The organism is Streptomyces sp. XH2, from assembly GCF_049725035.1.
GTDB classification, from domain to species: domain Bacteria; phylum Actinomycetota; class Actinomycetes; order Streptomycetales; family Streptomycetaceae; genus Streptomyces; species Streptomyces roseoverticillatus.
Window position 1 is genome coordinate 264,468 of sequence record NZ_JBMMMZ010000015.1, and the last position, 23,748, is coordinate 288,215.

At 72.2% G+C, this 23,748-nt stretch carries 19 protein-coding genes and 2 pseudogenes; 13 read left to right on the forward strand and 8 right to left on the reverse strand.

The window, feature by feature from the left end:
• Positions 1 to 65 precede the first annotated feature (65 nt).
• The 3 genes and pseudogenes from ACOTKD_RS29955 to ACOTKD_RS29965 form a co-directional block, all read right to left on the reverse strand.
• Positions 66 to 314, reverse strand: a pseudogene (locus tag ACOTKD_RS29955) ((2Fe-2S)-binding protein); the annotation flags it as partial.
• A gap of 36 nt (positions 315 to 350) precedes the next feature.
• Entirely contained in the window at positions 351 to 1,568 is a 1,218-nt protein-coding gene (locus ACOTKD_RS29960; protein ID WP_424892110.1) for an NAD(P)/FAD-dependent oxidoreductase, read from the reverse strand.
• 246 nt (positions 1,569 to 1,814) lie between these two features.
• Positions 1,815 to 2,723, reverse strand: a pseudogene (locus ACOTKD_RS29965) (SigB/SigF/SigG family RNA polymerase sigma factor); the annotation flags it as partial.
• 229 nt (positions 2,724 to 2,952) lie between these two features.
• On the opposite strand from ACOTKD_RS29965, the gene ACOTKD_RS29970 reads away from it, so the two are divergent.
• The 4 genes from ACOTKD_RS29970 to ACOTKD_RS29985 all read left to right on the forward strand — a co-directional run bounded on the left by ACOTKD_RS29970 (position 2,953) and on the right by ACOTKD_RS29985 (position 7,062).
• Positions 2,953 to 3,327 carry an STAS domain-containing protein gene (locus tag ACOTKD_RS29970; protein ID WP_424892111.1) on the forward strand — a complete coding sequence of 125 codons (375 nt, stop codon included), beginning with the start codon at positions 2,953 to 2,955 and terminating at the stop codon, positions 3,325 to 3,327.
• A gap of 234 nt (positions 3,328 to 3,561) precedes the next feature.
• Positions 3,562 to 4,137: an ATP-binding protein gene (locus ACOTKD_RS29975; protein WP_424892112.1), complete on the forward strand. Its 576-nt coding sequence runs from the start codon at positions 3,562 to 3,564 to the stop codon at positions 4,135 to 4,137.
• A 236-nt stretch (positions 4,138 to 4,373) separates the two neighbouring features.
• Positions 4,374 to 5,165, forward strand: a complete 792-nt coding sequence (locus ACOTKD_RS29980; protein ID WP_424892113.1) for an LPXTG cell wall anchor domain-containing protein — start codon at positions 4,374 to 4,376, stop codon at positions 5,163 to 5,165.
• Between the two features lie 46 nt (positions 5,166 to 5,211).
• Positions 5,212 to 7,062 (forward strand): hypothetical protein, encoded by a 1,851-nt coding sequence (locus ACOTKD_RS29985; protein WP_424892114.1) that lies wholly within the window; start codon positions 5,212 to 5,214, stop codon positions 7,060 to 7,062.
• 57 nt (positions 7,063 to 7,119) lie between these two features.
• On the opposite strand, the gene ACOTKD_RS29990 is transcribed toward ACOTKD_RS29985, so the two are convergent.
• Entirely contained in the window at positions 7,120 to 8,655 is a 1,536-nt protein-coding gene (locus ACOTKD_RS29990) for a peptide MFS transporter (RefSeq protein ID WP_424892115.1), read from the reverse strand.
• A 467-nt stretch (positions 8,656 to 9,122) separates the two neighbouring features.
• Between ACOTKD_RS29990 and ACOTKD_RS29995 the strand changes: the two genes are divergently transcribed.
• Both ACOTKD_RS29995 and ACOTKD_RS30000 read left to right on the forward strand, forming a co-directional pair.
• Entirely contained in the window at positions 9,123 to 9,803 is a 681-nt protein-coding gene (locus ACOTKD_RS29995; protein WP_030365213.1) for a response regulator transcription factor, read from the forward strand.
• A 76-nt stretch (positions 9,804 to 9,879) separates the two neighbouring features.
• Positions 9,880 to 11,133 carry an ATP-binding protein gene (locus ACOTKD_RS30000; protein ID WP_424892116.1) on the forward strand — a complete coding sequence of 418 codons (1,254 nt, stop codon included), beginning with the start codon at positions 9,880 to 9,882 and terminating at the stop codon, positions 11,131 to 11,133.
• A gap of 167 nt (positions 11,134 to 11,300) precedes the next feature.
• On the opposite strand, the gene ACOTKD_RS30005 is transcribed toward ACOTKD_RS30000, so the two are convergent.
• Positions 11,301 to 11,795, reverse strand: a complete 495-nt coding sequence (locus ACOTKD_RS30005; protein WP_424892117.1) for a GtrA family protein — start codon at positions 11,793 to 11,795, stop codon at positions 11,301 to 11,303.
• A gap of 149 nt (positions 11,796 to 11,944) precedes the next feature.
• Here ACOTKD_RS30005 and ACOTKD_RS30010 point away from each other — a divergent pair, with 149 nt between their 5' ends.
• Genes ACOTKD_RS30010 through ACOTKD_RS30020 form a run of 3 tightly spaced genes read left to right on the forward strand, consistent with a single transcriptional unit; the run spans position 11,945 to position 14,894 of the window.
• On the forward strand, positions 11,945 to 13,138 hold the full coding sequence (locus tag ACOTKD_RS30010; protein ID WP_424892118.1) for a 5-(carboxyamino)imidazole ribonucleotide synthase: 1,194 nt from the start codon (positions 11,945 to 11,947) through the stop codon (positions 13,136 to 13,138).
• Positions 13,135 to 13,674 carry a 5-(carboxyamino)imidazole ribonucleotide mutase gene (gene purE, locus ACOTKD_RS30015; RefSeq protein WP_424892119.1) on the forward strand — a complete coding sequence of 180 codons (540 nt, stop codon included), beginning with the start codon at positions 13,135 to 13,137 and terminating at the stop codon, positions 13,672 to 13,674. The genes ACOTKD_RS30010 and purE overlap by 4 nt, the downstream gene beginning before the upstream one ends.
• A gap of 14 nt (positions 13,675 to 13,688) precedes the next feature.
• Positions 13,689 to 14,894: a dipeptidase gene (locus tag ACOTKD_RS30020; protein WP_424892120.1), complete on the forward strand. Its 1,206-nt coding sequence runs from the start codon at positions 13,689 to 13,691 to the stop codon at positions 14,892 to 14,894.
• Between the two features lie 120 nt (positions 14,895 to 15,014).
• Here the strand turns inward: ACOTKD_RS30020 and ACOTKD_RS30025 are convergent, their stop codons facing one another.
• On the reverse strand, positions 15,015 to 16,355 hold the full coding sequence (locus ACOTKD_RS30025; protein ID WP_424892121.1) for a UDP-glucose dehydrogenase family protein: 1,341 nt from the start codon (positions 16,353 to 16,355) through the stop codon (positions 15,015 to 15,017).
• Positions 16,356 to 16,548: 193 nt separating this feature from the next.
• Here ACOTKD_RS30025 and ACOTKD_RS30030 point away from each other — a divergent pair, with 193 nt between their 5' ends.
• Both ACOTKD_RS30030 and ACOTKD_RS30035 read left to right on the forward strand, forming a co-directional pair.
• Positions 16,549 to 17,709 (forward strand): acyl-CoA dehydrogenase, encoded by a 1,161-nt coding sequence (locus ACOTKD_RS30030; RefSeq protein WP_106677496.1) that lies wholly within the window; start codon positions 16,549 to 16,551, stop codon positions 17,707 to 17,709.
• 275 nt (positions 17,710 to 17,984) lie between these two features.
• Positions 17,985 to 18,788, forward strand: a complete 804-nt coding sequence (locus tag ACOTKD_RS30035) for a VOC family protein (RefSeq protein WP_424892122.1) — start codon at positions 17,985 to 17,987, stop codon at positions 18,786 to 18,788.
• 12 nt (positions 18,789 to 18,800) lie between these two features.
• On the opposite strand, the gene ACOTKD_RS30040 is transcribed toward ACOTKD_RS30035, so the two are convergent.
• Positions 18,801 to 20,126, reverse strand: a complete 1,326-nt coding sequence (locus ACOTKD_RS30040) for an LCP family protein (RefSeq protein WP_424892123.1) — start codon at positions 20,124 to 20,126, stop codon at positions 18,801 to 18,803.
• A gap of 118 nt (positions 20,127 to 20,244) precedes the next feature.
• Here ACOTKD_RS30040 and ACOTKD_RS30045 point away from each other — a divergent pair, with 118 nt between their 5' ends.
• The gene (locus ACOTKD_RS30045; protein ID WP_424892124.1) at positions 20,245 to 20,793 is read left to right on the forward strand and encodes an acyl-CoA thioesterase; all 549 of its coding nucleotides are present in this window, start codon (positions 20,245 to 20,247) and stop codon (positions 20,791 to 20,793) included.
• 117 nt (positions 20,794 to 20,910) lie between these two features.
• Here ACOTKD_RS30045 and ACOTKD_RS30050 read toward each other — a convergent pair whose 3' ends face one another.
• Entirely contained in the window at positions 20,911 to 22,425 is a 1,515-nt protein-coding gene (locus ACOTKD_RS30050) for an LCP family protein (RefSeq protein ID WP_424892125.1), read from the reverse strand.
• Between the two features lie 246 nt (positions 22,426 to 22,671).
• Between ACOTKD_RS30050 and ACOTKD_RS30055 the strand changes: the two genes are divergently transcribed.
• On the forward strand, positions 22,672 to 23,688 hold the full coding sequence (locus tag ACOTKD_RS30055) for a glycosyltransferase family 2 protein (protein WP_424892126.1): 1,017 nt from the start codon (positions 22,672 to 22,674) through the stop codon (positions 23,686 to 23,688).
• Positions 23,689 to 23,748 lie beyond the last annotated feature (60 nt).

A 23,748-nucleotide genomic window follows, 5' to 3' on the forward strand; every position in this document is an offset into this window, starting at 1 on the left:
GCGTCGGCTGTGCCGCGCACGGGCCGCACGCTCTCCGGGGCCTCCGCGCCCGCGGGCAGGCGGGCGCCGCGCAGGGTCTCCACCCGGTCGCCGTCGCGCAGTTCGCGCAGGCAGGCCCGGACGTCCGGGAGGCCGTTGACGACGAGCAGGCAGTCGTAACAGACGCCGATGCCGCAGAAGACGCCGCGCGGGCGGCCGCCGAGGCGGGTGGTGCGCCAGGACCGGCGGCCCGTCGCCAGCAGCAGGGCCGCCACGGTCTGGCCGGGCAGGGCGCGGTGCCGCTCGCCGTCGACGTACACCGTCATCAGTGCCATCCGTTCTCCTTCCGGATGCCGGGGTGTCAGGGGGTGTCAGAAGGACACGGGTGCGAAGCGGCCGGCCCGGAACGGCTCCGGGTCCACGTGCGGCGGTTCGCCCGCCCACAGCTCGGCGAGCAGCTCACCGGTGGCGGCGGCCAGGCCGATGCCGGCGCCCTCGTGACCGGTCGCGTGCCACAGACCGGGGCGGCGCGGGTCCTCGCCCACGACCGGCAGGTGATCGGGGGTGTACGGGCGGAAGCCGCCGTACGCCCGCATGACCGGCACGCCGCCGAGCACGGGGAAGAGGCGCGCCGCCCCGCGCGCCAGCGCGCGCAGCACGTCGGCGCGCAGCGTCGCGTCGAAGCCCGCGCGGCGGCGGCTGGAGCCGATCAGGACCGTCCCCGCCTGCGTCGCCTCGACCACGGCCGCCACCTGCAGCGCCGCGTCCGGGCTGCCGGCGGCGCGCACGTAGCCGGCGTCGTACACCTTGTGCCGCACCGTGCCGTGCGGGAGCGGCGCCGTGACGAGGACGGTGCCGCGGCGGGGCAGGACGGGCAGGGGCGCGCCGGCGGCCGCGGCGAACTGCCCGGCCCACGGGCCGCAGGCGTTGACGACCGCACCGCACGGAATGCGCCCGTCCGATGTCCGTACGCCCACGATCCGCTGCCCGTCCCGGCCGGTCTCCACGCCCGTCACCTCCACGCCGGTGCGGATCCGGCCGCCGCGCGCCCGCACGGCGGCCAGCAGTGAGGTGGCCGCCAGGACCGGCTGCAGCTGGGCGTCCTCCGGATAGTGCACGGCGGCGCGCACACGGGGCGTCAGATGCGGCTCGTACGCGGCCGCCTCGCCCGGCGCGAGCTCCCGCGCGTCCACGCCCGCGGCGCGCTGGGCCGCGGCGAAGGCGCGCAGGGCGGTGCCGGACGGGTCGTCGGTCGCGACGACGAGCCCGCCCTTCGCCTCGTACTCGCACTCCGCCCGCCCCGGACCGAGCTCCTCGCGGAGCGCGGCGAGGAGCCGGGGCCAGCGGTGCAGGGAGGCCTGGGCGAGGGAAAGTCCGGGCCCCGGGGCCCGGCCGGAGACGAGGAGGTTGCCCCCGCCGCACGCGGTCGTCCCGGCGGCCAACGGGCCCCGGTCGAGCACCAGGACGTGCGCCCCGCGCCGCGTCAGGGACTCGGCGCACGCCGCGCCGACGATGCCGCTGCCGACCACGACGACGTCCGCGCCGGCCGTGCCCTCTATGTCTTCCCGCTCTTTCCGCAGAACGCGCACGCCAGTCGCACCGCCGTTCCCCCAGAGGCCGCCGCGACGCTATTCGCCCCGCGGCGGGCGGGTCAACACCTCCGGCGCGTACGGGGCGCCCCACGTTCGTGCAGTGCGCCTCCTCTTGCCGGGTTCTTGCCGGACCTCCCGGGTGGAGGGCGTGCGCCGGTCAGCGAAATGCCGCGTGCCGCACGGGGGTTGGTCCCGTGCGGCACGCGGCGAAAGGCGGGCGGAGGCCGAAGGCCTCACTCCACACTCCTCGGTGAGCAGCCCACTCCGGAGGCGCCGGAGCGTGCGCGAGAGCAGGCGCGAGACGTGCATCTGGGAGATGCCCAGCTCCTCGCCGATCTCCGACTGGGTCATGTTCGCCACGAACCGCAGGGACAGTATCTTCCGGTCCCGGTGCGGGAGTTCGGCGATCATCGGCTTGAGGGAGGCGACGTACTCGATGCCCTCCAGGTCGTGGTCCTCGTAGCCGATGCGCGCGGCGAGCGTGCTCTCGGCCTCCTCGTCCTGGGACTGGGCGGCGGCGTCCAGGGAGCTCGCCGAGTAGGCGTTGCTCGCGGCCATGCCCTCGACGACCTCGTCCTCGGACAGGCCCAGGCGTTCGGCGAGTTCGCCGACGGTGGGGGCGCGGTCCAGGGCCTGGGCGAGCTCGTCGCCGGCCTTGGCGAGGTCGATGCGGAGCTCCTGGAGCCGGCGCGGCACGCGCACGGACCAGCTGGTGTCGCGGAAGAACCGCTTGATCTCGCCGATGATCGTCGGCATCGCGAACGTCGGGAACTCGACGCCCCGGCTGAGCTCGAAGCGGTCGATGGCCTTGATGAGGCCGATCGTGCCGACCTGGACGATGTCCTCCATCGGCTCGCTGCGGGTGCGGAACCTGGCGGCGGCGAACCGCACGAGCGCGAGGTTCAGCTCGACCAGGGTGTTCCGGACGTAGGCGTATTCGTGGGTGCCCTCTTCGAGCGCTTCGAGGCGGGCGAAGAGCGTCTTGGACAGGGCCCGGGCGTCGTCCGGGGCCAGTTCGCCGGGGGGCGTGGGGCCGAGGTCCGCGATCTCGGTGATCGCGCCGGGGACGTCGTGCTCGGGTGGGGTTGCCGACGACGCCGTACGGGTTTCCGCATGCGTTTCGTCGAGCCGGGGTGACATGGTCTCCTCCATCATTCTCGGCATATGGCTGCCGATGCCGTCGCGTCGTGCTGCGGTGAGCGGCGCCTCCAAAGCCGTTCGTGGTGGATGTCGTCCTACTAGCCCTACCTGCCCTCGCCCTCGCACCGCAAGTGCGTGATGTCCGGATATGTGCATAATGCCGGACCTTCCGCTTCCGGAGGCCGTAGGGAAGGCGTAGTGTTCTCGGAGCGCCACGCAGGCACACCGAGAAGGGATGCGCATGGATCGCGGGATGGTCGGCAGCGCGAGGGGCCGGCTGAATGTAGCCGTCCGGCGGGACGGGTCGAGCGCGATCGTGACGCCGGTGGGCGAGCTCGATCACCACACGGCGGATGTGCTCCGCGAGCCGCTCGAAGCGGCCATCGCCGACGGCGGTGTGCGCGTCGTTCTGGACTGCTCCCGGCTGGACTTCTGTGACTCCACCGGTCTGAACGTCCTCCTCGGCGCCCGGCTCCAGGCCGAGGCCGGCGGCGGCGGGATCCACCTCGCCGCGATGCAGCCCGTGGTCGCCCGCGTCTTCGAGATCACCGGCGCGGAAGCCGTCTTCACCGTGCACGAGACGCTCGACGCGGCGCTCGCCGGGCTCGCCGGCTGACCCCTGGCGCCCGCGCCCTTCGCACGCTTTCCTGTGTGTTATTCAAACGTTACGCGGTTCCGGTCTGGAGCCGTGTCCCGCAGTTGTATGCATCACAGGATCCGTGCCGAAGAAGTGGGTGTTCTCACGAATCGGTCGGGCAGGAGTCTGCTGAATCTGCTCCGTCGGGTCCGTTCCGTCCATACGTTCGTTACGTTCCGTTCTGAATCGGTGAATCGGTGAGGTGAAGCGCTGATGAGCACCACCCGGCCGTGCCCTCCGCCGGGCGACCCCGGTCCGGGGGCGGGCGGCGCCGCCTCGTCCGGCGCGCCCGGTACGCCGTCCGGCATGCCGGCTGGTCCGCCGTCCGATGCGCCGTCCGGTGCGGCGACGCCGGAGGCGCCCTCGTCGTGTGCGCCCCCCGGTGGAGTGCGCCGGCTGCACCTCGTCGGGGTCAGCGGTGCCGTACCGATGTCCCGCGACTTCACCCGGCAGGCCCTCTACGACTGGGGCTGGCTGCCCGCCGCCGGTGCCGACCACCGCGCCGCCGCGGAGGACGTCCTCCTCGTCGTCTCCGAGCTCGTCACCAATGCCTGCCTGCACGCCGACGGACCGGAGGAACTGCGCGTCAGCTGCGCCGGCAAGGTGCTGCGCCTGGAGGTCGTCGACCTCGGCGCCGGCACGCCCGCGCCGCGCACGCCGCACCGGGGCGGGCGGCCCGGCGGCCACGGGATGTTCATCGTGCAGCGGCTCTGCCTGGACTGGGGGGTCGTGCGGAACGAGAGCGGGGCCGGGAAGACGGTGTGGGCGGAGCTGGCCGCTCCGGGTTAGGCCCTTGCTTGCCCGCTTGCCCGCTTGCCCGCTTGCCCGCTTGCCCGCTTGCCCGCTTGCCCGCTTGCCCGCTTGCCCGCTTGCCTTGCCTCGTCCGTCCCTTCCGTCGCTTTCTTGTCCGGCTTCTTCTTTCCTTCTCTTCCTTCCTCAAGGTCCCCGGCGTACTGTCTGCGCCCGATCTGATGTGCCGTCAGTAGTTTTCCCGGCGGCGGCACCGGACGAGAGGGGAACCAGAGGTGTCCCACAACCCGCGCCGCGCACTCGCAGTCGCCGTGACCCTCGCCGGCGGGGCCGTCCTGCTCGGCGCCCCGGCCGCGCACGCCGTCACCGTCGACGTCGCCTACGCGTGCAAGACCCCCATCGGTGACAAGAGCGCCGTCTCGCCCATCGACATCAAGGGCGTCGCGGACGGCAGTTCGTACAAGCTGACCATGTCCTTCGAGAAGGGCGTCTCCTCCAGCCCCATCGAGCTCGGCAAGGGCGCGATGAAGCCGAGCGCCGTCATCAAGCTGGGCGGTGCGGACAGCGGCACGGTGGCCGTTTCCGGGCCGGCCAACGCGGAGCCGATCCCCGCCAACACGCCGATCAAGATCAGCGACCTGTCCGGGACGTACACCCCGAAGAAGAGCGGCAGCGTCACGTTCACCGCCTCCACGCTGACCATCTCGGCGCTGGGGACGACCACGACCTGCACACCCACGAACGATCCGAAGCCGTCGCTGACGCTGGAGATCAAGGGGGACGGGGGGACGGGGTCCGGAGGGGCCGCTGCCTCCGGCGGGTCCTCCGCGTCTGGTGGATCTTCCACCGGTGGGTCCTCCAGCGGCGGGGCTGCTACCGGTGGTTCGTCCTCCACCGGCGGGTCCTCCGCCACGGGCGGGTCCTCCGCCACCGGCGGCGGTCAGCTCCCGCAGACCGGGCCCGCCGACTCCGCCATCGCCCTCGGCACCCTCGGCGGCACCGTCCTCCTCACCGGCATCGCCGGCACGCTCTGGCTGACCCGGCGCCGCCGCGCCGGCGCCCGCTGAGGCAACCGCCTTGCGTCGTCGTCTGGTGACGGTCCTGGCCGCAGTGATGCTTTGCGCGTCCGGAGCCCCGGCGGCCACCGTCGCCCGCGCCGCGGCCGACGACCGGCCCGCGGCCTGGTCCGCCGCGCCCGCCACCGCCGGTACGGCCGCGCCCGGGCCGGACGACCGGACGTCGTTCTACTTGGAGGGCGCCCCCGGCGCGGTCCTCACCGACAAGCTGTCCCTCGTCAACCCTACGGACCGCGCGCGCTCCCTCGCGCTCCGGGCCTCCGCGCCCTGGATCTCCCTCGCCGAACGGCAGGTACGGGTCCCCGCCCGCACGCGCGCCGACGTCCCGTTGACCGTGACCGTCCCCGGCGACGGCTCCGGGGCCGGCGACCGGTCCGTCCCCGGCGACCGGTCCGGGACCGTGGTCGTCACGGGAGAGGGGCGGGAGGTACGGGTGCCCCTCGCTCTACGGGTGAGCGGTGCGCCCGCGCTGCCCGCGCTCGCCGTCGAGAACGTACGGGTCAGCGCTGCGGCGGACGGGCGCGGCGCGGTCATCCGGTACGCGGTCGTCAACCGCGGGAACACCGTCCTGGCGCCGCGCCTCGCCATCCGAGCCGACGGCATCTTCGGCACGGTCCTCCGCCGCACGGTCGGTGACGCCCCGCAGGCCTTGCCGCCGGGGCGCGCCGTGCAGCGGGTGGAGCGGTGGGCGGACGCGCCGCGGCTGGACTCCGTGACGGTGCGGGTCACCGCCTCGGCGGAGGGCGGGGTACGGGCGAGCGGCGCGGCGTCGTACACGCCGTGGCGGTGGGTGGTGCCGGTGGGAGGTGGGGGCGTGCTCGCTTCGGCCGGTGCGGTGGTGCTGGTGCGCCGCGTCGTGGGCCGGCGCCGGGGCCTCCGGGGCAGGGTCCTGGACCGTATATGTACGGCGCCCCGCTCCCCTGCGCAGGCTCCCCCGGCACTTGGCGCCGCAAATACACGTCAGCGTCCAGGACCCTGCCCCTGCGGCCCCGGCGCCTCTCTGGTCGTTCTCCTGCTGGCCGTGCTCGTTCTCCTCCTGCCATCTGCGGGCACCGCTTCGGCTGATGGGGGTCCGAGGCTCTCCCTCAATCGGTCCCAGGCAGGGAAGGGCAGCTCTGTGGTGGTGACGGGGGAGGGGTGGCGGCCGGGTGCCCTGCTGACCTTGTTGGTGTGCGGGCAGAACATGGTGGGGGGCACCAACGACTGCGCCAATGCGGACGGGCGGACGGTCACTACAGGGAGTGACGGGCGCTTCCGGAGAGAGGTTTTCGTCGCTGAGCCGCCTCGGCCCTGTCCTTGCGTGGTGCACGTCGCCACTGTCATGGGTGACGCCCAGGCTGTGGACGTTCCGCTCGTCGTCGCCGGGCACCCTGTCGTCCCCGTGCCCTCCGGCGCCCGGCTGGGTGTGCTCGCCGCACGGCTGGAGGGCTCCGGCGGGCTGCTCACCTGGTTCGGGGCGCCGCCCACGCGGCGGCTCGTCGTGACCGTCGGCAACCTCGGTTCCGAGACCGTCAAGGACCCCGTCTTCCGCGTCGGCACCGCACGGGGCGTCCTCGCTCCCGCGTGGGAGGAGCGGAAGTGGCACGGGACCGTTCCCGCGGGGCAGCGGGCTCGCGTGGATTTCGATGTGGAGCTCGCCGCGGGTGCCCACGGGCCCTACGAGGTGTCGCTGAAGTACGGGGAGAAGGTGCTCGTCACCGAGCCCTGGGACGTCGCCCGGCCCTGGGGGGTCGTTCTCTTCTGGGTGCTGCTGGGGGGTGTGGTGGCCGTGGGGCTCTTTCGAGTGGGGATGCTTCTTGTCGACCGGTTGCGGCCCCGGCCTGTCGCCGCCCCCGGGAACCCTGGTCTTCCTTGGTTCGCTCCCGGCACTGTCCCGCCGCCCGACTGAGGCACGGCAAAGGGCCCCCGGCGCATCGATGCGCCGGGGGCCCTTTCGTGCTTGCTCTTAGCGGACGTCGCCCATCAGGCTCTCGATCCGCTTGCGGGACAGCCACACCGCGAAGCCGGCCAGGGTGGCGGCCGCCGCCTGTCCGAGGATCACGGCGGAGCCGTTGAGGTCGACACCCGCCTCCGTCAGCAGCGACATCGTGCAGTCACCCGCGGTCACCGCGAGGAACCAGACACCCATCATCTGGCTCGCGTACTTCTGCGGCGCCATCTTCGTGGTGAGCGACAGGCCGACCGGGGAGAGGCACAGCTCACCCATGGTCTGGATGCCGTAGATCATCAGCAGCCAGGCGGGGGTGACCTTCGAGCCGTCCGAGGCCATCGCCATCGGGATGGCGAAGACGAAGAACGAGGCACCGATGATGACCATGGCCATCGAGAACTTCACCGTGGTGCTGGGCTCGCGGTCCTTGCGGGCCAGCATCAGCCACATCGACGCGAAGACCGGGGCGATGGCCATGACCCACAGCGGGTTGACCGACTGGAACCAGGTCGACGGGAAGCCGATGCCGAAGACGTTGTCCGTGGTCTTCTTCTCGGCGAAGGTCGACATGGTCGAGCCCGCCTGGTCGAAGATCATCCAGAACACGGCGGCGGCGACGAAGAACCAGATGTAGCCGCTGACCTTGGTCTGCTCGTTCGCGGTCAGGTCCTTGTCGCGCTTGATGCGGGTCAGGACCGTGATCGGGACGATCAGGCCGACCAGCGCGAGCGGGATCGTGGCCCACTTCTGCGTGAAGTGACCGGTGCCACCGACGACGCCGTAGAAGGCGACGGCGACGGCCAGCCAGAGAAGGACCTTCATGAGCGTCGACTTGCGCTCGGCCGCCGTCAGCGGCTTCGGGACGACGCTGCTCTGCGGGCTGAGGTGGCGGGTGCCCCACAGGAAGAAGAGCAGGCCGAGACCCATGCCGACCGCGGCGATCGCGAAGCCCAGGTGCCAGTTGACCTTCTGGCCGACGGTGCCGATGACGAGCGGCGCGGCGAAGGCGCCGGTGTTCACACCGATGTAGAAGATCGTGAAGCCGCCGTCGCGGCGCGGGTCCTGCGGGCCGTCGTAGAGATGGCCGACCATCGTGGAGATGTTGGCCTTCAGCAGACCGGAACCGATCGCCACCAGCGCGAGGCCGGCGAAGAAGGTCGGCTTGCCGGGGACGGCCAGCGTCAGGTGGCCGGCCATGATGACGCCCGCCGCGATGGCGACCGTCTTGCGCGGGCCCCAGACGCGGTCGCCGAACCAGCCGCCGGGCATGGCGAGCAGGTAGACCATCGCCACGTAGACGGAGTAGATGGCCACCGAGCTCGCCTCGGGCATGGCCAGACCGCCGCCCTGGCTGTCGGGCTTCGCGTCCGGGCCGCCGGCGATCAGGTAGACGACGAGGAGGGCGCGCATGCCGTAGTAGCTGAAGCGCTCCCACATCTCCGTCATGAAGAGGGGGGCCAGGCCGCGGGGGTGGCCGAGGAAGGTCTTGCCGCCGGAAACGGGAGAGGTCTTCTCCTGCTGGGCCGCACCCTTCGTCAGGCTGGACGCCATGTCGATCCTTGTGTGCTCGGGACGCGCCGCTTGCAGCTGCTACGCGCCCGGGTGGGGGTTGGCCGGCACCGGTCACCGCGCCGCCCGCCCCACGTCCAAGGGGCTCGCTCCCTCCTCCAAGAGAGCGGTGGGACAGCCGTCACCGGGATCCACGCCCTCGCGCCCCTTCGCGCGACGGACCCGGCCGCCAGGTCATTCACTGTGTAACAAGACTGGGGTATCCAGTCCTGCGCACAACAGAGGCCTTCGGCGCGCCGAGAACGATCCGAAAGGCCCCCTTGTAGCTACAGACGTCTGGTCACCATACGTCACACCCCGCCCGCAAACGGAAGGAGTTGAGACGCGGATCACATCGCATCGGGGAACCGTTTTCGCACCCTCAAAGGTCCGTACCGGGCTGTCAAGGGTTGCCGCGGGTAGCCGCCGGTACGCCTCTGACGTGGGCCCGCGCGGACTACCATCACTGCATGACCCGAGTACTGCTCGCCGAGGATGACGCGTCCATCTCGGAGCCGCTCGCACGCGCGCTGCGCCGCGAGGGGTATGAGGTGGAGGTGCGAGAAGACGGTCCCACGGCGCTGGACGCCGGGCTCAAGGGAGGGGTGGACCTGCTCGTCCTCGACCTCGGGCTGCCCGGCATGGACGGACTGGAGGTCTGCCGCCGGCTGCGCACCGAGGGCCACGGCTTCCCGGTCCTGGTGCTCACCGCCCGTGCCGACGAGGTGGACACCGTCGTCGGCCTGGACGCCGGCGCCGACGACTACGTCACCAAGCCCTTCCGTCTCGCCGAACTGCTGGCGCGCGTCCGGGCCCTGCTGCGGCGCGGCACCGTCGAGGCCCACCAGCAGCCGCCCGCCACGCACGGCGTGCGGATCGACGTCGAGTCGCACCGCGCCTGGATGGGCGACGAGGAACTGCAGCTGACGGCGAAGGAGTTCGACCTGCTGCGGGTGCTCGTCCGCGACGCGGGGCGCGTGGTCACCCGCGATCAGCTGATGCGCGAGGTCTGGGACACCACGTGGTGGTCGTCCACCAAGACCCTCGACATGCACATCTCCTGGCTGCGCAAGAAGCTCGGCGACGACGCGGCCAACCCCCGCTACATCGCCACCGTGCGGGGCGTCGGGTTCCGCTTCGAGAAGAGCTGAGCCCTTGCGCCGGGCGGGCCGTGCGGTCCGCCCGGCGGGGACCAGCGTTCGTACCACCCCGCCCGGAGGGCAACCCGTGCGCCGCCGACTGATCAATTCCACGCTCGCCGTCGTGCTCGTCGTGATCGCCGTCTTCGGCATCTCGCTCGTCATCGTCGAGACCCGCACGATCGAGAGCAGCGCCCAGGAGAGCGTGCAGTCCGAGGCCGTACGGCTCGTCAGCATCGTCGACAGCCGCCTGGTCGGGGGCGAGCGGGTCGAGTCCGGGGTGCTCAGCGAGCAGATCACCGCCGACCGGTACGCCCGGATCGAGATCCCCGGGCGCGCGCCGATCGAGATCGGCGACCGGCCCGAGGGCGGTGTCATCGCCAATGCGCAGAAGGGCGAGCAGGGCGAGCTCGTCCGGGTCGAGGAGTCCCGCTCCACGGTCAGCCGCGAGGTCGGCCGCACGCTGCTGGTGATCCTCGCGGTGGCGCTCCTCGCCGTGGTCGCCGCCGTCTTCCTGGCCGTACGGCAGGCCAACCGGCTCACCGCGCCGCTCACCGACCTCGCCGAGACCGCCGAGCGGCTCGGCTCCGGCGACCCCAGGCCCCGCCACCGCCGCTACGGAGTGCCCGAGCTGGACCGCGTCGCCGACGTCCTGGACAGCAGCGCCGAGCGGATCGCACGGATGCTCACCGCCGAGCGGCGGCTGGCCGCGGACGCCTCGCACCAGCTGCGGACGCCCCTGACGGCGCTGTCCATGCGGCTGGAGGAGATCACGCTCACCGACGAGCCGGAGACGGTCAAGGAGGAGGCGACGATCGCCCTCGCCCAGGTCGAGCGGCTGACCGACGTCGTCCAGCGGCTCCTGACCAATTCGCGCGACCCCAAGTCCAGCTCGGCCGTCACCTTCGACCTGGACGAGGTCATCAAGCAGCAGATCGAGGAGTGGCGGCCCGCCTCGCGCAGCGAGGGCCGGGCCATCGTGCGCTCGGGCAAGCAGGGGCTGCGGGCGGTCGGCACGCCGGGGGCGGTCGCCCAGGTCCTCGCCACCCTCATCGAGAACTCGCTGATGCACGGCGACGGCACGGTCGCCCTGCGGACGCGCGTCACCGGCAACCAGGCGGTCGTGGAGGTCACGGACGAGGGGCCGGGGGTGCCGCCGGACCTCGGAGCGAGGGTCTTCGAGCGCACCGTCAGCGGGCGGAACTCCACGGGGCTGGGGCTCGCCGTCGCACGGGACCTCGCGGAGGCGGACGGCGGCCGCCTGGAACTCCTCCAGGCGAACCCGCCGGTCTTCGCCCTCTTCCTCAGCCGGGAATCGGAAGAGCCGGACGTGAGCGTCTGATCCGGGGCGCGGCCGGCGGCGGACAGGCCCTCGGTCGCCCCGCAGGCTCTTGCCGCCGGGCAGGAAACCCCGCGCCGCGACCGGGGGCACCTCCCAGCGGTCGCCCGGGGCCTCCACCGGACGTGCCCGGCGGTGCCGGGCTGCCCGCAGGCGTACGTGCCGGCCGTTTACTTGCGCGCCTCCGCGCGCGCCGGCTCCTCCGTCAGGAACGATTCCGCAGTCTCCACCGCCTGCGCGCGGAAGACCCACGTGCGGTAGGACCAGAAGCGGAAGACCGTTCCTATCCCCAGCCCGATCACGTTCTTCGCGATGTTGTCCGCGAGCGGGGACGTCAGGCCGAAGCCGTAGTGCGAGAGCGCCAGGATGCCGTTCTCGATGACCAGCCCGGCGCCGCTGAACAGCAGGAACAGGCTCATCTCGCGGCTGCGCCGGCTCCGGTCGCAGTCCCGGTAGGTCCAGTACCGGTTGCCGACGTAGTTCGTGGCGATCGCCACGGCCGTGGCGATCACACCCGAGCGCACCACCGCGAGGTGGAAACCGTGGACACAGATGTTGAAGACGATGAAGTTGACCACGAACCCGATGGCCCCGACCGCGCCGAACTTGGCGATTTCGCGGGCCACCCGCTCCAGCCGGGAACGCACTGTGCGCCGTTGACTCATGGGATCGTCAGGCTCCGTTGAATGGGCGTCTTGGGGGCGTGGGGCAGCTTTCATGCTAGCGAGCGCGTTCTGCCACCGATGGACGGAGTCGGTGAACGTGAGACGAACGCGAGTCATATCGGCCAACGGGGCAGACGCCGCCTTTTCGGATGATCCTCCGAACGCGGTCCGGGGCTGTTCCCCCGTACGGATACCCTGGGGGCGTGACGTTCCCGGTAGTCGGCATGGTCGGCGGCGGCCAGCTCGCCCGTATGACCCACGAGGCGGGCATCCCCCTCGGCATCAAGTTCAAGCTGCTCAGTGACACTCCGCAGGACTCGGCGGCCCAGGTGGTCAGCGATGTCGTCATCGGCGACTACCGCGACCTGGAAACCCTTCGTGCTTTCGCACAAGGGTGTGACGTGATCACCTTCGATCACGAGCACGTCCCCACCGAGCACCTCCGGGCCCTGGAGGCGGACGGCATCCCCGTCCGCCCCGGGCCCGACGCATTGGTGCACGCCCAGGACAAGGGCGTGATGCGGGCCAAGCTCGACGCGATCGGAGTGCCGTGCCCGCGGCACCGCATCGTCGAGGACCCCGCCGATGTGGAGCGCTTCGCCGCCGAGGGCGACGGTTTCCCCGTCGTCCTGAAGACGGTGCGCGGCGGATACGACGGAAAGGGGGTGTGGATCGTCCGCAGCGCAGAAGAGGCGAGTGAACCCTTTCGCGCCGGGGTGCCCGTCCTCGCCGAGGAGAAGGTCGCCTTCGTCCGCGAGCTCGCGGCGAACGTCGTCCGCTCCCCGCACGGCCAGGCCGTCTCGTACCCCGTCGTCGAGTCCGTCCAGGTCGACGGCGTCTGCGACACGGTGATCGCCCCCGCGCCCGGCCTCTCCGCCGAGCTGTCCGCGCAGGCGCAGCAGCTCGCCCTCAAGGTCGCCAAGGAGCTCGGCGTCGTCGGGCACCTCGCCGTGGAGCTGTTCGAGACCGCAGACGGCCGCATCCTCGTCAACGAGCTCGCGATGCGCCCGCACAACTCCGGCCACTGGACCCAGGACGGCGCGGTCACCTCGCAGTTCGCCAACCACGTGCGCGCCGTGCTCGACCTGCCGCTCGGCGACCCCCGCCCGCGCGCCCGGTGGACCGTCATGGCCAACGTGCTCGGCGGCGACTATCCCGACATGTATTCCGCGTACCTCCATTGCATGGCACGCGACCCGGGCCTGAAGATCCATATGTACGGCAAGGACGTCAAGCCCGGTCGCAAGGTCGGACACGTCAACACCTACGGCGACGACCTGGCGGACGTGCGCGAGCGCGCGAGCCACGCCGCCGGATATCTGCGAGGAACGATCACGGAATGACTGGTTCCACCGCTGTCGGCCCCGTCGTCGGCATCGTCATGGGCTCCGACTCCGACTGGCCCGTCATGGAAGCCGCCGCCCAGGCCCTGGAGGAGTTCGAGATCCCCTACGAGGTCGACGTCGTCTCCGCGCACCGGATGCCGCGCGAGATGGTCGCCTACGGGGAGCGGGCCGCCGGCCGCGGCCTCAAGGCGATCATCGCGGGCGCGGGCGGCGCCGCCCACCTGCCCGGCATGCTCGCCTCCGTCACCCCCCTGCCGGTGATCGGCGTGCCCGTCCCGCTGAAGTACATGGACGGCATGGACTCCCTCCTGTCCATCGTCCAGATGCCCGCCGGCGTCCCGGTCGCCACCGTCTCCGTCGCCGGCGCCCGCAACGCCGGCCTCCTGGCCGTCCGCATGCTCGCCGCCCACGACGACGACCTGCTCGCCCGCATGCAGCACTTCCAGGAAGAGCTCAACGAACAGGCCACGGACAAGGGCCGGCGGCTGCGCGCGAAGGTGCAGGGCGCCACCGGCTTCGGATTCGGCAAGTGAGCGGGGGAGCGGCGGTGACCGGACAACTGCTGGAGCGCGCCCGCGAGCTCCTCGCCGCCCACCCCGTCGTCGACGGCCACAACGACCTGCCCTGGGCACTGCGCCAGCAGGTCCGCTACGACCTCGACCGGCGCGACATCGCCGCCGACCAGAGCGCCACCGGGCTCCACACCGACCTCCCCCGGCTGCGGGCCGGCGGGGTCGGCGCCCAGTTCTGGTCCGTGTACGTCCGCACCGACATGGCCGGGGACGAGGCCGTCAGTGCCACGCTCGAACAGATCGACGTCGTACGGCAGCTGGCCGACCGCTACCCCGGCGACCTGCGGCTCGCCTTCACCGCCGACGACATGGAGGCGGCCCGCGCCGAAGGACGCATCGCCTCCCTGATGGGCGCCGAGGGCGGGCACAGCATCAACTGCTCCCTGGCCACGCTGCGGGCGCTGCACCGGCTCGGCGTGCGCTACATGACCCTCACGCACAACGACAACATCCCGTGGGCCGACTCCGCGACCGACGTTCCCGCGGCCGGCGGGCTCACCCGCTTCGGCGAGGAGGTCGTGCGCGAGATGAACCGCGTTGGCATGCTCGTCGACCTCTCGCACGTCTCCGCCGACACCATGCGGGACGCGCTGCGCGTCAGCGAAGCGCCGGTGATCTTCTCGCACTCGTCGGCGCGGGCGGTCTGCGATCACCCGCGCAACGTGCCGGACGACGTGCTCGGCGCGCTCGCCGCGAACGGGGGCGTGGCGATGGCCACGTTCGTCCCCAAGTTCATCCTGCCGGCGGCCGTCGCCTGGACGCAGGCCGCCGACGAGAACCTGCGCGCGCACGGCCTGCACCACCTCGACACGTCGCCCCGGGCCATGGAACTGCACCGCGCCTTCGAGGCGGAGCGTCCCCGGCCGCTCGCCACGGCGTCGACGGTCGCCGACCACCTCGACCACATGCGCGAGGTCGCCGGCGTCGACCACATCGGCATCGGCGGCGACTTCGACGGCACGGCCTTCACCCCGGCCGACCTCGCCGACGTGGCCGGCTACCCCAACCTCATCGCCGAACTCCTGCGGCGGGGCTGGTCGGACGCGGACCTGGCGAAGCTGACGTGGCGCAATGCGGTACGGGTGCTGCGGGCGGCGGAGGACGTGGCGCGGGATCTTTCCGCGGTACGGGGCCCGTCGGTCGCCACGATCGACGCGCTGGACGGCCCGCCCGTGCGGTGACCGGCGCCTTCCAGGACGGGTGAGGCCGCGCCTCACCTGTCCGCCGCCGTGGCGATCAGCCACAGCGAACGCGGTCCGGCGGTGCCGGACACTGCTCAGCCGAGGCGATCGGACACGCCGTCAGGCGCGAGGGCGCCCCATCGCGCGGAACGTCCAGCCCGCGTCACGCCACGCGGCAGCGTCCAGCGCGTTGCGGCCGTCGATGAGGTGGCGGTCGGCGACGACGGCGCCGACCGCCACCGGGTCGAGCGCCCGGAACGCGCCCCACTCCGTCAGGTGCAGCACCACCCGCGCGCCCCGGCACGCCTCGAGCGCGCTCGGCGCGTAGGCGAGGGTGGGGAAGAGGCGGCGCGCGTTGTCCATGCCCTTCGGGTCGTAGACCGTGACCTGGCCGCCCTGCAGGTGGATCTGCCCGGCGACGTTGAGCGCGGGGGAGTCGCGGACGTCGTCCGAGTCGGGCTTGAACGTCGCGCCGAGGACGGCGACCCGCTGCCCCAGGAAGCTGCCGCCGACCGCCTCGCGGGCCAGCTCCACCATGTGCGCGCGGCGGCGCATGTTGATGGAGTCGACCTCGCGGAGGAAGGTCAGCGCCTGGTCGGCGCCCAGCTCGCCCGCCCGCGCCATGAAGGCGCGGATGTCCTTGGGCAGGCAGCCGCCGCCGAAGCCGACGCCGGCGCGCAGGAACTTCTTGCCGATGCGGTCGTCGTGCCCTATGGCCTCGGCGAGCTTCACGACGTCGCCGTCGGCGGCCTCGCACACCTCGGCCATGGCGTTGATGAAGGAGATCTTCGTGGCGAGGAAGGAGTTCGCCGCGGTCTTGACCAGCTCGGCGGTCGGGTAGTCGGCGACGACGAACGGCGTGCCCTCCCCGATCGGGCCGGCGTACACCTCGCGCAGCAGCTTCTCGCCGTGCTCGCCGCCGACGCCGACGACGATGCGGTCGGGGTGGAGCGTGTCCTGGACGGCGAAGCCCTCGCGCAGGAACTCGGGGTTCCAGGCCAGCTCGACCTCGTCGCCGGCCGGGGCCAGCTCGGTGAGGAGCCGGGCGAGCCGGGCGGCGCTGCCGACCGGGACGGTGGACTTGCCGACGACGAGCGCGGGTCGGCGCAGCACGGCGGCGAGGGAGGTGACGGCGGCGTCGACGTAGGACATGTCGCACGCGTACTCGCCGTGCTTCTGCGGGGTGTTCACGCAGACGAAGTGGACGTCGCCGAACTCGCCGACCTCCTCCCAGGAGGTCGTGAAGCGCAGCCGCCCGGTCGAGCCCTCCAGGCCGGCGACGTGCTTGCGCAGCAGCTCCTCCAGTCCCGGCTCGTACATCGGGACCTTGCCGCGCCCGAGCATCTCGATCTTCCCGGGGTCCACGTCGAGGCCCAGCACCTCGAAGCCGAGTTCGGCCATGGCCGCGGCGTGGGTCGCGCCGAGGTAGCCGGTGCCGATCACGGTGATCCTGGGGGCCATGCGTGCTCCATGTGCTGACGGGCGGGACTGCGGTGCCCGAGCATAGTCGGGCCCCGAGCAGGGAAGGAGCGGGGTGAGCGCCGCGACGGCGGGTGAGGCGCGGTGCTGTCGGCAAGCTCACGTAGTCCGTGTCCGGGGGCCGCCCCTAGAATCTGGGTTACTAAACGGTAGTTAACTCTCAGGGGAGTACGCCTTGGCGGGAAACACGGACTTCGACCTCTACCGGCCGTCCGAGGAACACGACGAGCTGCGCAAGGTCGTGCGCCAGCTCGCCGAGGAGAAGATCGCCCCGCACGCCGCCGCGGTCGACGAGGAGGCCCGCTTCCCCCAGGAGGCCCTGGACGCCCTCGTCGCCACCGACCTGCACGCCGTGCACGTCCCTGAGGAGTACGGCGGCGCCGGTGCCGACGCCCTCGCCACGGTGATCGTCATCGAGGAGGTCGCCCGCGTCTGCGTGTCGTCCTCGCTGATCCCCGCGGTCAACAAGCTCGGTTCGCTGCCGGTGATCCTCTCCGGCTCCGAGGAGCTGAAGAAGAAGTACATGGGCCCGCTCGCCAAGGGCGACGCGATGTTCTCGTACTGCCTCAGCGAGCCCGACGCCGGCTCGGACGCGGCCGGCATGAAGACCCGCGCCGTGCGCGACGGCGACTTCTGGGTCCTCAACGGCGTCAAGCGCTGGATCACCAACGCCGGCGTCTCCGAGTACTACACGGTCATGGCCGTGACCGACCCCGAGAAGCGCTCCAAGGGCATCTCGGCCTTCGTCGTCGAGAAGGGCGACGAGGGCGTCTCCTTCGGCGCCCCGGAGAAGAAGCTCGGCATCAAGGGCTCCCCGACCCGCGAGGTCTACCTCGACAACGTCCGCATCCCCGCCGACCGCATGATCGGCGCGGAGGGCACGGGCTTCGCCACCGCGATGAAGACCCTGGACCACACCCGCATCACCATCGCCGCCCAGGCGCTCGGCGTCGCCCAGGGCGCGCTCGACTACGCCAAGGGCTACGTCCAGGAGCGCAAGCAGTTCGGCAAGCCGATCGCCGACTTCCAGGGCGTCCAGTTCATGCTCGCCGACATGGCGATGAAGATCGAGGCCGCCCGCCAGCTCACCTACGCGGCGGCGGCCAAGTCCGAGCGCGGTGACGCCGACCTCACCTTCCAGGGCGCGGCCGCCAAGTGCTTCGCCTCGGACGTTGCCATGGAGGTCACCACCGACGCCGTCCAGCTCCTCGGCGGCTACGGCTACACGCGGGACTACCCGGTGGAGCGGATGATGCGCGACGCGAAGATCACGCAGATTTATGAAGGCACGAATCAGGTCCAGCGCATCGTCATGGCGAGGAACCTGCCGAAGTAGCCCACCGGACGCCTCCGGCGCGGCACGGTGAAGGGTTCCGCGCCCTCTCCTCCGCCGCAACGGCGCGACACCACGACGGCGCGGTCCGGCGGTGTCGGCCCGGGCTCGGCCCGGCACCGCCGGTCACCACCGTCGTGGCCGATCGCCGTGGCGGCGGACGGAAGGGCCCCGGCACCTCCCTGCTCCCGTACGGCCGTACACCGATGGCGGGCGGGCGACCAGGGGCCGATCCTGGACGAGGACGCCCTGACCGCCAGCCGCCTGGAGGCACCGTCATGCCCGACGTCACCGGCCCGTACGCGCCCGGCACCCCCTGCTGGGTGGACCTCATGGTGCCCGACCAGCAGGCGGCGCTCGACTTCTACCGCGACCTGTTCGGCTGGCAGGGGCAGGTCGGGCCGCCGGAGACGGGCGGGTACGCGGTCTGCGAGCTGAACGGCAAGCCCGTCGCCGGAATCATGGCGGCGATGAACCCGGACGGCAGCAGGCCCGACCCGATGCCGCCGCCGGTGTGGACCACCTATCTGGCCACCGCCGACGCGGACGCCACCCAGTCCCGCATCGCGAGCAACGGCGGCGCGGTGCAGATGCCCGCCATGGACGTCATGACCCTCGGCCGGATGGCCGTGGCCTCCGACCCGACGGGCGCCGTCTTCGGGCTGTGGCAGGCGCGCGACTTCGCGGGCGCGAAGGTCGTCAACGAGCCCGGTGCCGTGATCTGGAACGAGCTCAACACCAGCGACACCGCCACCGCCTCCGGCTTCTACGCCAAGGCGCTCGGCATCAAGGCGACCCCCATGGAAGGGGCCACCGGCTACTTCTCGCTGGAGGTGGACGGCCGCATGGTCGGCGGTCTGCAGGGGCTCGCCAGTATCGAGGGCATCCCCGAGGACACGCCCTCGCACTGGCTGACGTACTTCTCCGTGGACGACACCGACAGCACGGTCGACGCGCTGGTGCGCGCCGGCGGCAACGTCCTCAAGCCGCCGTTCGACATGATGGCGGGCCGCATGGCCGTCGTGCAGGACCCGCAGGGCAGCACGTTCGCCGTCATCAACGCCGCGGAGCCCGAGAAGTGAGCCCACGGGGCGTCACTTGTCGGAGACCGTGACCTTCTGGTCCTTCTTCAGCTGGCCGAAGAGCTGGTTGGCCTTGGTCATGTCCCACTTCACGGCCACCCCGTCGCTCGGCGTGGGCAGGTTGGGGTTGGCGATCGGCACGGTCATCTGCTTGCCGTCGCCGCCCGTGACGCCCTTCATCGCCCAGAACATGTCCATCAGGTCGAACAGACCCATGTCCTTGTCGACGATGAGCGTGTCGAGCCCCGAGCCGATCACCGGGTAGAGGCGGAAGGGGTTGAGGACGGTCGAGGGCGAGGCGGCCTGCTTCGCGAGCGTGTTCAGGAACTTCTGCTGGTTGCGCATCCGGCCCAGGTCCTGGTCGGCCTCCTGGTGGCGCTGGCGGACGAAGGCCAGCGACTGGGCGCCGTTCAGCTCCTGGCAGCCCGCCTTGAAGTCCGCGCCCGAGTCCCGGTCCTTCAGCGGCTTGTCCAGGCACATCTCCACGCCGCCCAGCGCGTCGACCAGGTTGCGGAAGCCGCCGAAGCCGATCTCCGCGTAGTGGTCGATGTGCAGGCCCGTGTTGAACTCGATCGTCTGCGCCAGCAGCTCCGGGCCGCCGTCCGAGTACGCCTGGTTGAGCTTGTGGGTGGACTTCGGGAAGTGCTTGCCGGACTTCGGGCCCGTGAAGGCGGGGATCGTGACGTACGAGTCGCGCGGCAGGCTCAGCATCGTGGTGCCGTTGTCGCCCGTGTGCAGGATCATCATCGAGTCGGTGCGCTTGCCGTCCGCCGACCCCGTGTGCAGTTCCTTCTTGTCCTCGTCCGACAGGCCCTCGCGGCTGTCGGAGCCGACGATCAGGTAGTTCGTGCCCTCGCCGCCCGCCGGCCGGTCCTTGACCTTGCTCAGGTCCACTTCGGTGCGGAGCTTGGAGTCGGCCCAGAAGTACGTGCCGACCGAGACCACCAGCAGCACGGCGAGGAGGGTCACCAGGCCGACCGTGATGCGCTTGCGCCAGTCCGGGCGGGTGGTGCGCGGGGGACGGCCGCCGGTGCCCGGGCCCCCGGGGCCGCCGGGGCGGCCCGGCCCGTTCGGGGCGCCGCGGCCGTAGACCTGTCCGGTGTTGTATCCGTCACCGTCGTGGCGCCCGTAGTCGTCACCGGGACCGCCCTGGCCGACGACGCGGTGGCCGCCGGCGACCGGAGCCCCGTCGTAGCCCTGGGGCGGGCTGTACTGCTGCGGCGGCGCGGGACGCCGTATGTGCGGCATGGCGCGCGCACCCTCGGGCTCCGCGCCCGTGCTGCCGCGCCCGTACGCCTGCCGACGGTCCTCGCTCCGCCCTCCGGGCCAATCGCTCATGCAGGAAGTGTGCCCTCTGGGCGAACGGACCGGCCGGTCGGCTACGTGTTCGGGGCGTCCCTGTTGCAGAGCTGATGCAATCCTCCGCCCCGCACGCACCCGGCATACAGTGGTGGACATGACCATTCAGGACCGGAGCCCGGAGCAGCAGATAGCCGGCAAGCCGACCTCCGCCGCCCGCACGACCCTGTCGCACATCATGACGGGCAGCGACACCAATCTGCTGGGCACCGTCCACGGCGGCGTGATCATGAAGCTGGTGGACGACGTCGCCGGCGCCGTCGCCGGCCGGCACTCCGGGGGCCCCGCGGTCACCGCCTCCATGGACGAGATGGCCTTCCTGGAGCCGGTCCGGGTGGGCGACCTCGTGCATGTGAAGGCGCAGGTCAACTGGACCGGGCGGTCCTCCATGGAGGTCGGCGTCCGGGTGCTCGCCGAGCGCTGGAACGAGTCGACGCCGGCGGTCCAGGTCGGCAGCGCGTACCTCGTCTTCGCGGCCGTCGACGAGAACGGGAAGCCGCGGCCCGTGCCGCCGGTGCTCCCCGAGACGGAGAAGGACCGGCGCCGCTACCAGGAGGCCCAGATCCGCCGCACGCACCGCCTCGCGCGGCGTCGGGCGATCAAGGAACTCCGGGACGCGCGGGCCGCCGAGGGCATCGAGGACTGACGGTTCCGGTCGGTTCGCCCCCACCGGGCCGGGTCTTTTGCCGGGCCGCGCCACAGGCCTGCGCCGCAACGGCGCGCAACCACCACGGCGGACTCCGGCGGTACCGGACCACCGGCGTCAGACGAGGCTCTTCTCCGGGCACAGGACCTTGTCCCCGGACACCGCCCCCGGCCGCTGCGCCCGCGGGGCCTGCGGCGTCACCGGGGTTCCGGGGCTCACCGGGGCCACCGCCCTGAAGTCCGAGCCCACCGTCACCTTCATCAGCGGGCCCTGGCCCGCCACGGGCCTGAGCTCCGCGTCCGGCAGGGCCGAGGCCAGCGTCCGGACCGCGTGGTCCCAGTGCGGGTCGTACTCGATCACCGTGCGCCGCACCACCGGCCCCGCCGCGTCCGCGGGCAGGCCGGTCGTGGCGAAGCCCATGGCCCGCAGCGCGCGGTCCGTCTCACGGGCGAGACCCCGCCGGCCGGAGCCGTTGTAGACCTGGATGCGGATCTGCCCCGGCACCGCCTCCGACGGCGAGGGCGAAGGGGACGGTCCCCCCGGCACCGGCGGTTTCGCGTCGTGGGCCTGCCGCTGCGGCCGGGCCGTCGCCAGCGGCCGGTCCTCCCGTACGGACTCGAAGAGGCGCCCGGCCGCGGCGTCGTCCCACTTCACCGTCGAGCCGACCCGCGGCACGGGATAGTTCGCGGACACCACCGGCACCGACACGAACTCCGCCGACGCCGGCGAGAGGTTCTTCATCGCCCGGCCGAGCCCGATCAGCGTCTCGCCGTCGAAGCCCCGGTCCGCCCGCACCGAGCCCAGCAGCGTCGCGGCGAGCTGCTGGAACTTCACGGGGTTCAGCAGCGCCCCGCCGTCCGTCGCCGTGTGCAGCAGCGCGGCGAGGAAGCGCTGCTGCCGCTGCATCCGGCCCAGGTCGGAGGCCCCGTCGAGGTGCCGGGAGCGGACGTACTGCAGGGCCTGCCCGCCGTTGAGGGTGCTCGTGCCGGGCGGCAGGTCGAGCCCGCTGTACGGGTCCTTCAGCGGCCGCGCCGAGCACACCTGCACGCCGCCCACCACGTCCACGGTCCGCATGAAGCTGATGAAGTCGACCTCCAGGTAGTGATCGACGTGCACACCGGTGAGCTGTTCCACGGTCCGCACGGTGAGCCCGGGGCCGCCCTCGGCGTAGGCGGCGTTCAGCTTCTGCGGGTGGGCGGGGCGCGGCCGGCCCGCCCGGTCGACGTGCGCGGGGATCTCGGCGTAGCTGTCGCGCGGCAGGCTGATCACGGAGACCCGGTCGCGGGCGGCGGACAGGTGGAGCAGCATCACCGTGTCCGTGCAGTGGCAGGCCGCACCGCCCAGGTGGTAGCGCTCGCGCTCCGCGGGGTCGAGCCGGTCGCGGGCGTCGGTGCCCACGAGCAGGATGTTCATGCCCTTGCTGGCCACGACGGGCGGCCGGTTCGACAGGCCGCGGAAGGGGTCCACGCGGTCGATGCGGTGGTCGATGCCCGTCACGACCGCGTGCCCGAGGCCGCTCGCCGCCAGGACGACCGCCGCGCCGCACACGGCGAGGCGCAGTCCCCAGCGCGGCCGGCGGGGCGCGCTGTGGCGGGCCCGGGTCGGGGACGGGCTCTCCTCCGGTGCGGTCATGGCGGGCCTCCACGGCGGACGGGCTCGGACAAGGGGCCGGCGCCGGCGGACGGCAGGACGGGCCGGCGGGCCGGAACAGGGAGGGCAAACGTAGGTCAATACGATCAGCGGCCCGCGTGTCCACGCCGTCCGGACGCCCGCTGCCACCCGGGCGGGAGCGTCCGTTCCACCATTAGCGGTAACGTGACGGGCGACTCCGTCGGCTTCCCCCATCCGTCCGGGGGGACCCCGTATCCCCGAGGAACCATGTCCGAACAGCAGCCGCCCGCCGTTTCCGTGATCATGCCGGTGCTCAATGAGGAGCGGCATCTGCGCACGTCAGTGCGGCACATCCTGGAGCAGGACTACGCCGGCGAGCTGGAGGTGGTGATCGCCCTCGGCCCGTCCGCGGACCGTACGGACGAGATCGCCGCCGAGCTCGTGCGCGAGGACCCGCGGGTCCACACGGTGCCGAACCCCACCGGCCGGACGCCCGCCGCCCTCAACGCCGCGATCAAGGCGTCCCGGCACCCGATCGTGGTGCGCGTGGACGGTCACGGCATGCTGTCGCCGAACTACATCGCGACGGCCGTGCGCCTGCTCGACGAGACGGGCGCGCAGAACGTCGGCGGCATCATGCACGCCGAGGGGGAGAACGCCTGGGAGCAGGCCGTCGCCGCGGCGATGACCTCCAGGATCGGCGTCGGCAACGCCGCGTTCCACACCGGTGGCGCCGCCGCCCCGGCCGAGACCGTGTACCTGGGCGTCTTCCGGCGCGAGGTGCTGGAGAAGCTGGGCGGGTACAACGAGGAGTTCATCCGCGCCCAGGACTGGGAGCTGAACTTCCGCATCCGTGAGGACGGCGGTCTGATCTGGTTCTCGCCGGAGCTGAAGGTCTCCTACCGGCCGCGCCCGAACGTGAAGGCGCTGGCCAAGCAGTACAAGAACTACGGCCGCTGGCGCCACGTCGTGGCCCGCTACCACCAGGGCTCGATCAACCTGCGCTACCTCGCCGCGCCGACCGCCGTCGTGGCCATCGCCGCGGGTCTCGTCGTGGGCGCGGCGGTCACCCCGTGGGGCCTGGTCGTGCCGGCCGGGTACCTGGCGGCGATCACCGCCGGTTCGCTGCCCGCGGGCAGGGGCCTGCCGCTGAAGGCGCGGGCGCAGATCCCGGTGGCGCTGGCCACGATGCACATGTCGTGGGGGTTCGGCTTCCTGACCAGCCCGCGGGCGCTGGCGAAGAAGGTCATCGCCAGCCGGCGGGAGCCGGTGCGGGCGGGCTGACCGCGTTGCGTTGTGTAAGGGGCGGGCGCCAATGGCGTCCGCCCCTTACCCATGCTCGGA

What these genes read in the sequence shown, in the direction of transcription:
- ACOTKD_RS29975 (WP_424892112.1), top strand. Translation starts at nt 3,562, where the DNA reads ATGAGCACCACCCGGCCGTGCCCTCCGCCGGGCGACCCCGGTCCGGGG.
- ACOTKD_RS29995 (WP_030365213.1), top strand. Translation starts at nt 9,123, where the DNA reads ATGACCCGAGTACTGCTCGCCGAGGATGACGCGTCCATCTCGGAGCCG.
- ACOTKD_RS30035 (WP_424892122.1), top strand. Translation starts at nt 17,985, where the DNA reads ATGCCCGACGTCACCGGCCCGTACGCGCCCGGCACCCCCTGCTGGGTG.
- ACOTKD_RS30045 (WP_424892124.1), top strand. Translation starts at nt 20,245, where the DNA reads ATGACCATTCAGGACCGGAGCCCGGAGCAGCAGATAGCCGGCAAGCCG.
- ACOTKD_RS30040 (WP_424892123.1), bottom strand. Translation starts at nt 20,126, where the DNA reads ATGAGCGATTGGCCCGGAGGGCGGAGCGAGGACCGTCGGCAGGCGTAC.
- purE (WP_424892119.1), top strand. Translation starts at nt 13,135, where the DNA reads ATGACTGGTTCCACCGCTGTCGGCCCCGTCGTCGGCATCGTCATGGGC.
- ACOTKD_RS29990 (WP_424892115.1), bottom strand. Translation starts at nt 8,655, where the DNA reads ATGGCGTCCAGCCTGACGAAGGGTGCGGCCCAGCAGGAGAAGACCTCT.
- ACOTKD_RS29985 (WP_424892114.1), top strand. Translation starts at nt 5,212, where the DNA reads ATGCTTTGCGCGTCCGGAGCCCCGGCGGCCACCGTCGCCCGCGCCGCG.
- ACOTKD_RS30010 (WP_424892118.1), top strand. Translation starts at nt 11,945, where the DNA reads ATGATCCTCCGAACGCGGTCCGGGGCTGTTCCCCCGTACGGATACCCT.
- ACOTKD_RS29970 (WP_424892111.1), top strand. Translation starts at nt 2,953, where the DNA reads ATGGATCGCGGGATGGTCGGCAGCGCGAGGGGCCGGCTGAATGTAGCC.
- ACOTKD_RS30005 (WP_424892117.1), bottom strand. Translation starts at nt 11,795, where the DNA reads ATGAGTCAACGGCGCACAGTGCGTTCCCGGCTGGAGCGGGTGGCCCGC.
- ACOTKD_RS30050 (WP_424892125.1), bottom strand. Translation starts at nt 22,425, where the DNA reads ATGACCGCACCGGAGGAGAGCCCGTCCCCGACCCGGGCCCGCCACAGC.
- ACOTKD_RS30055 (WP_424892126.1), top strand. Translation starts at nt 22,672, where the DNA reads ATGTCCGAACAGCAGCCGCCCGCCGTTTCCGTGATCATGCCGGTGCTC.
- ACOTKD_RS30025 (WP_424892121.1), bottom strand. Translation starts at nt 16,355, where the DNA reads ATGGCCCCCAGGATCACCGTGATCGGCACCGGCTACCTCGGCGCGACC.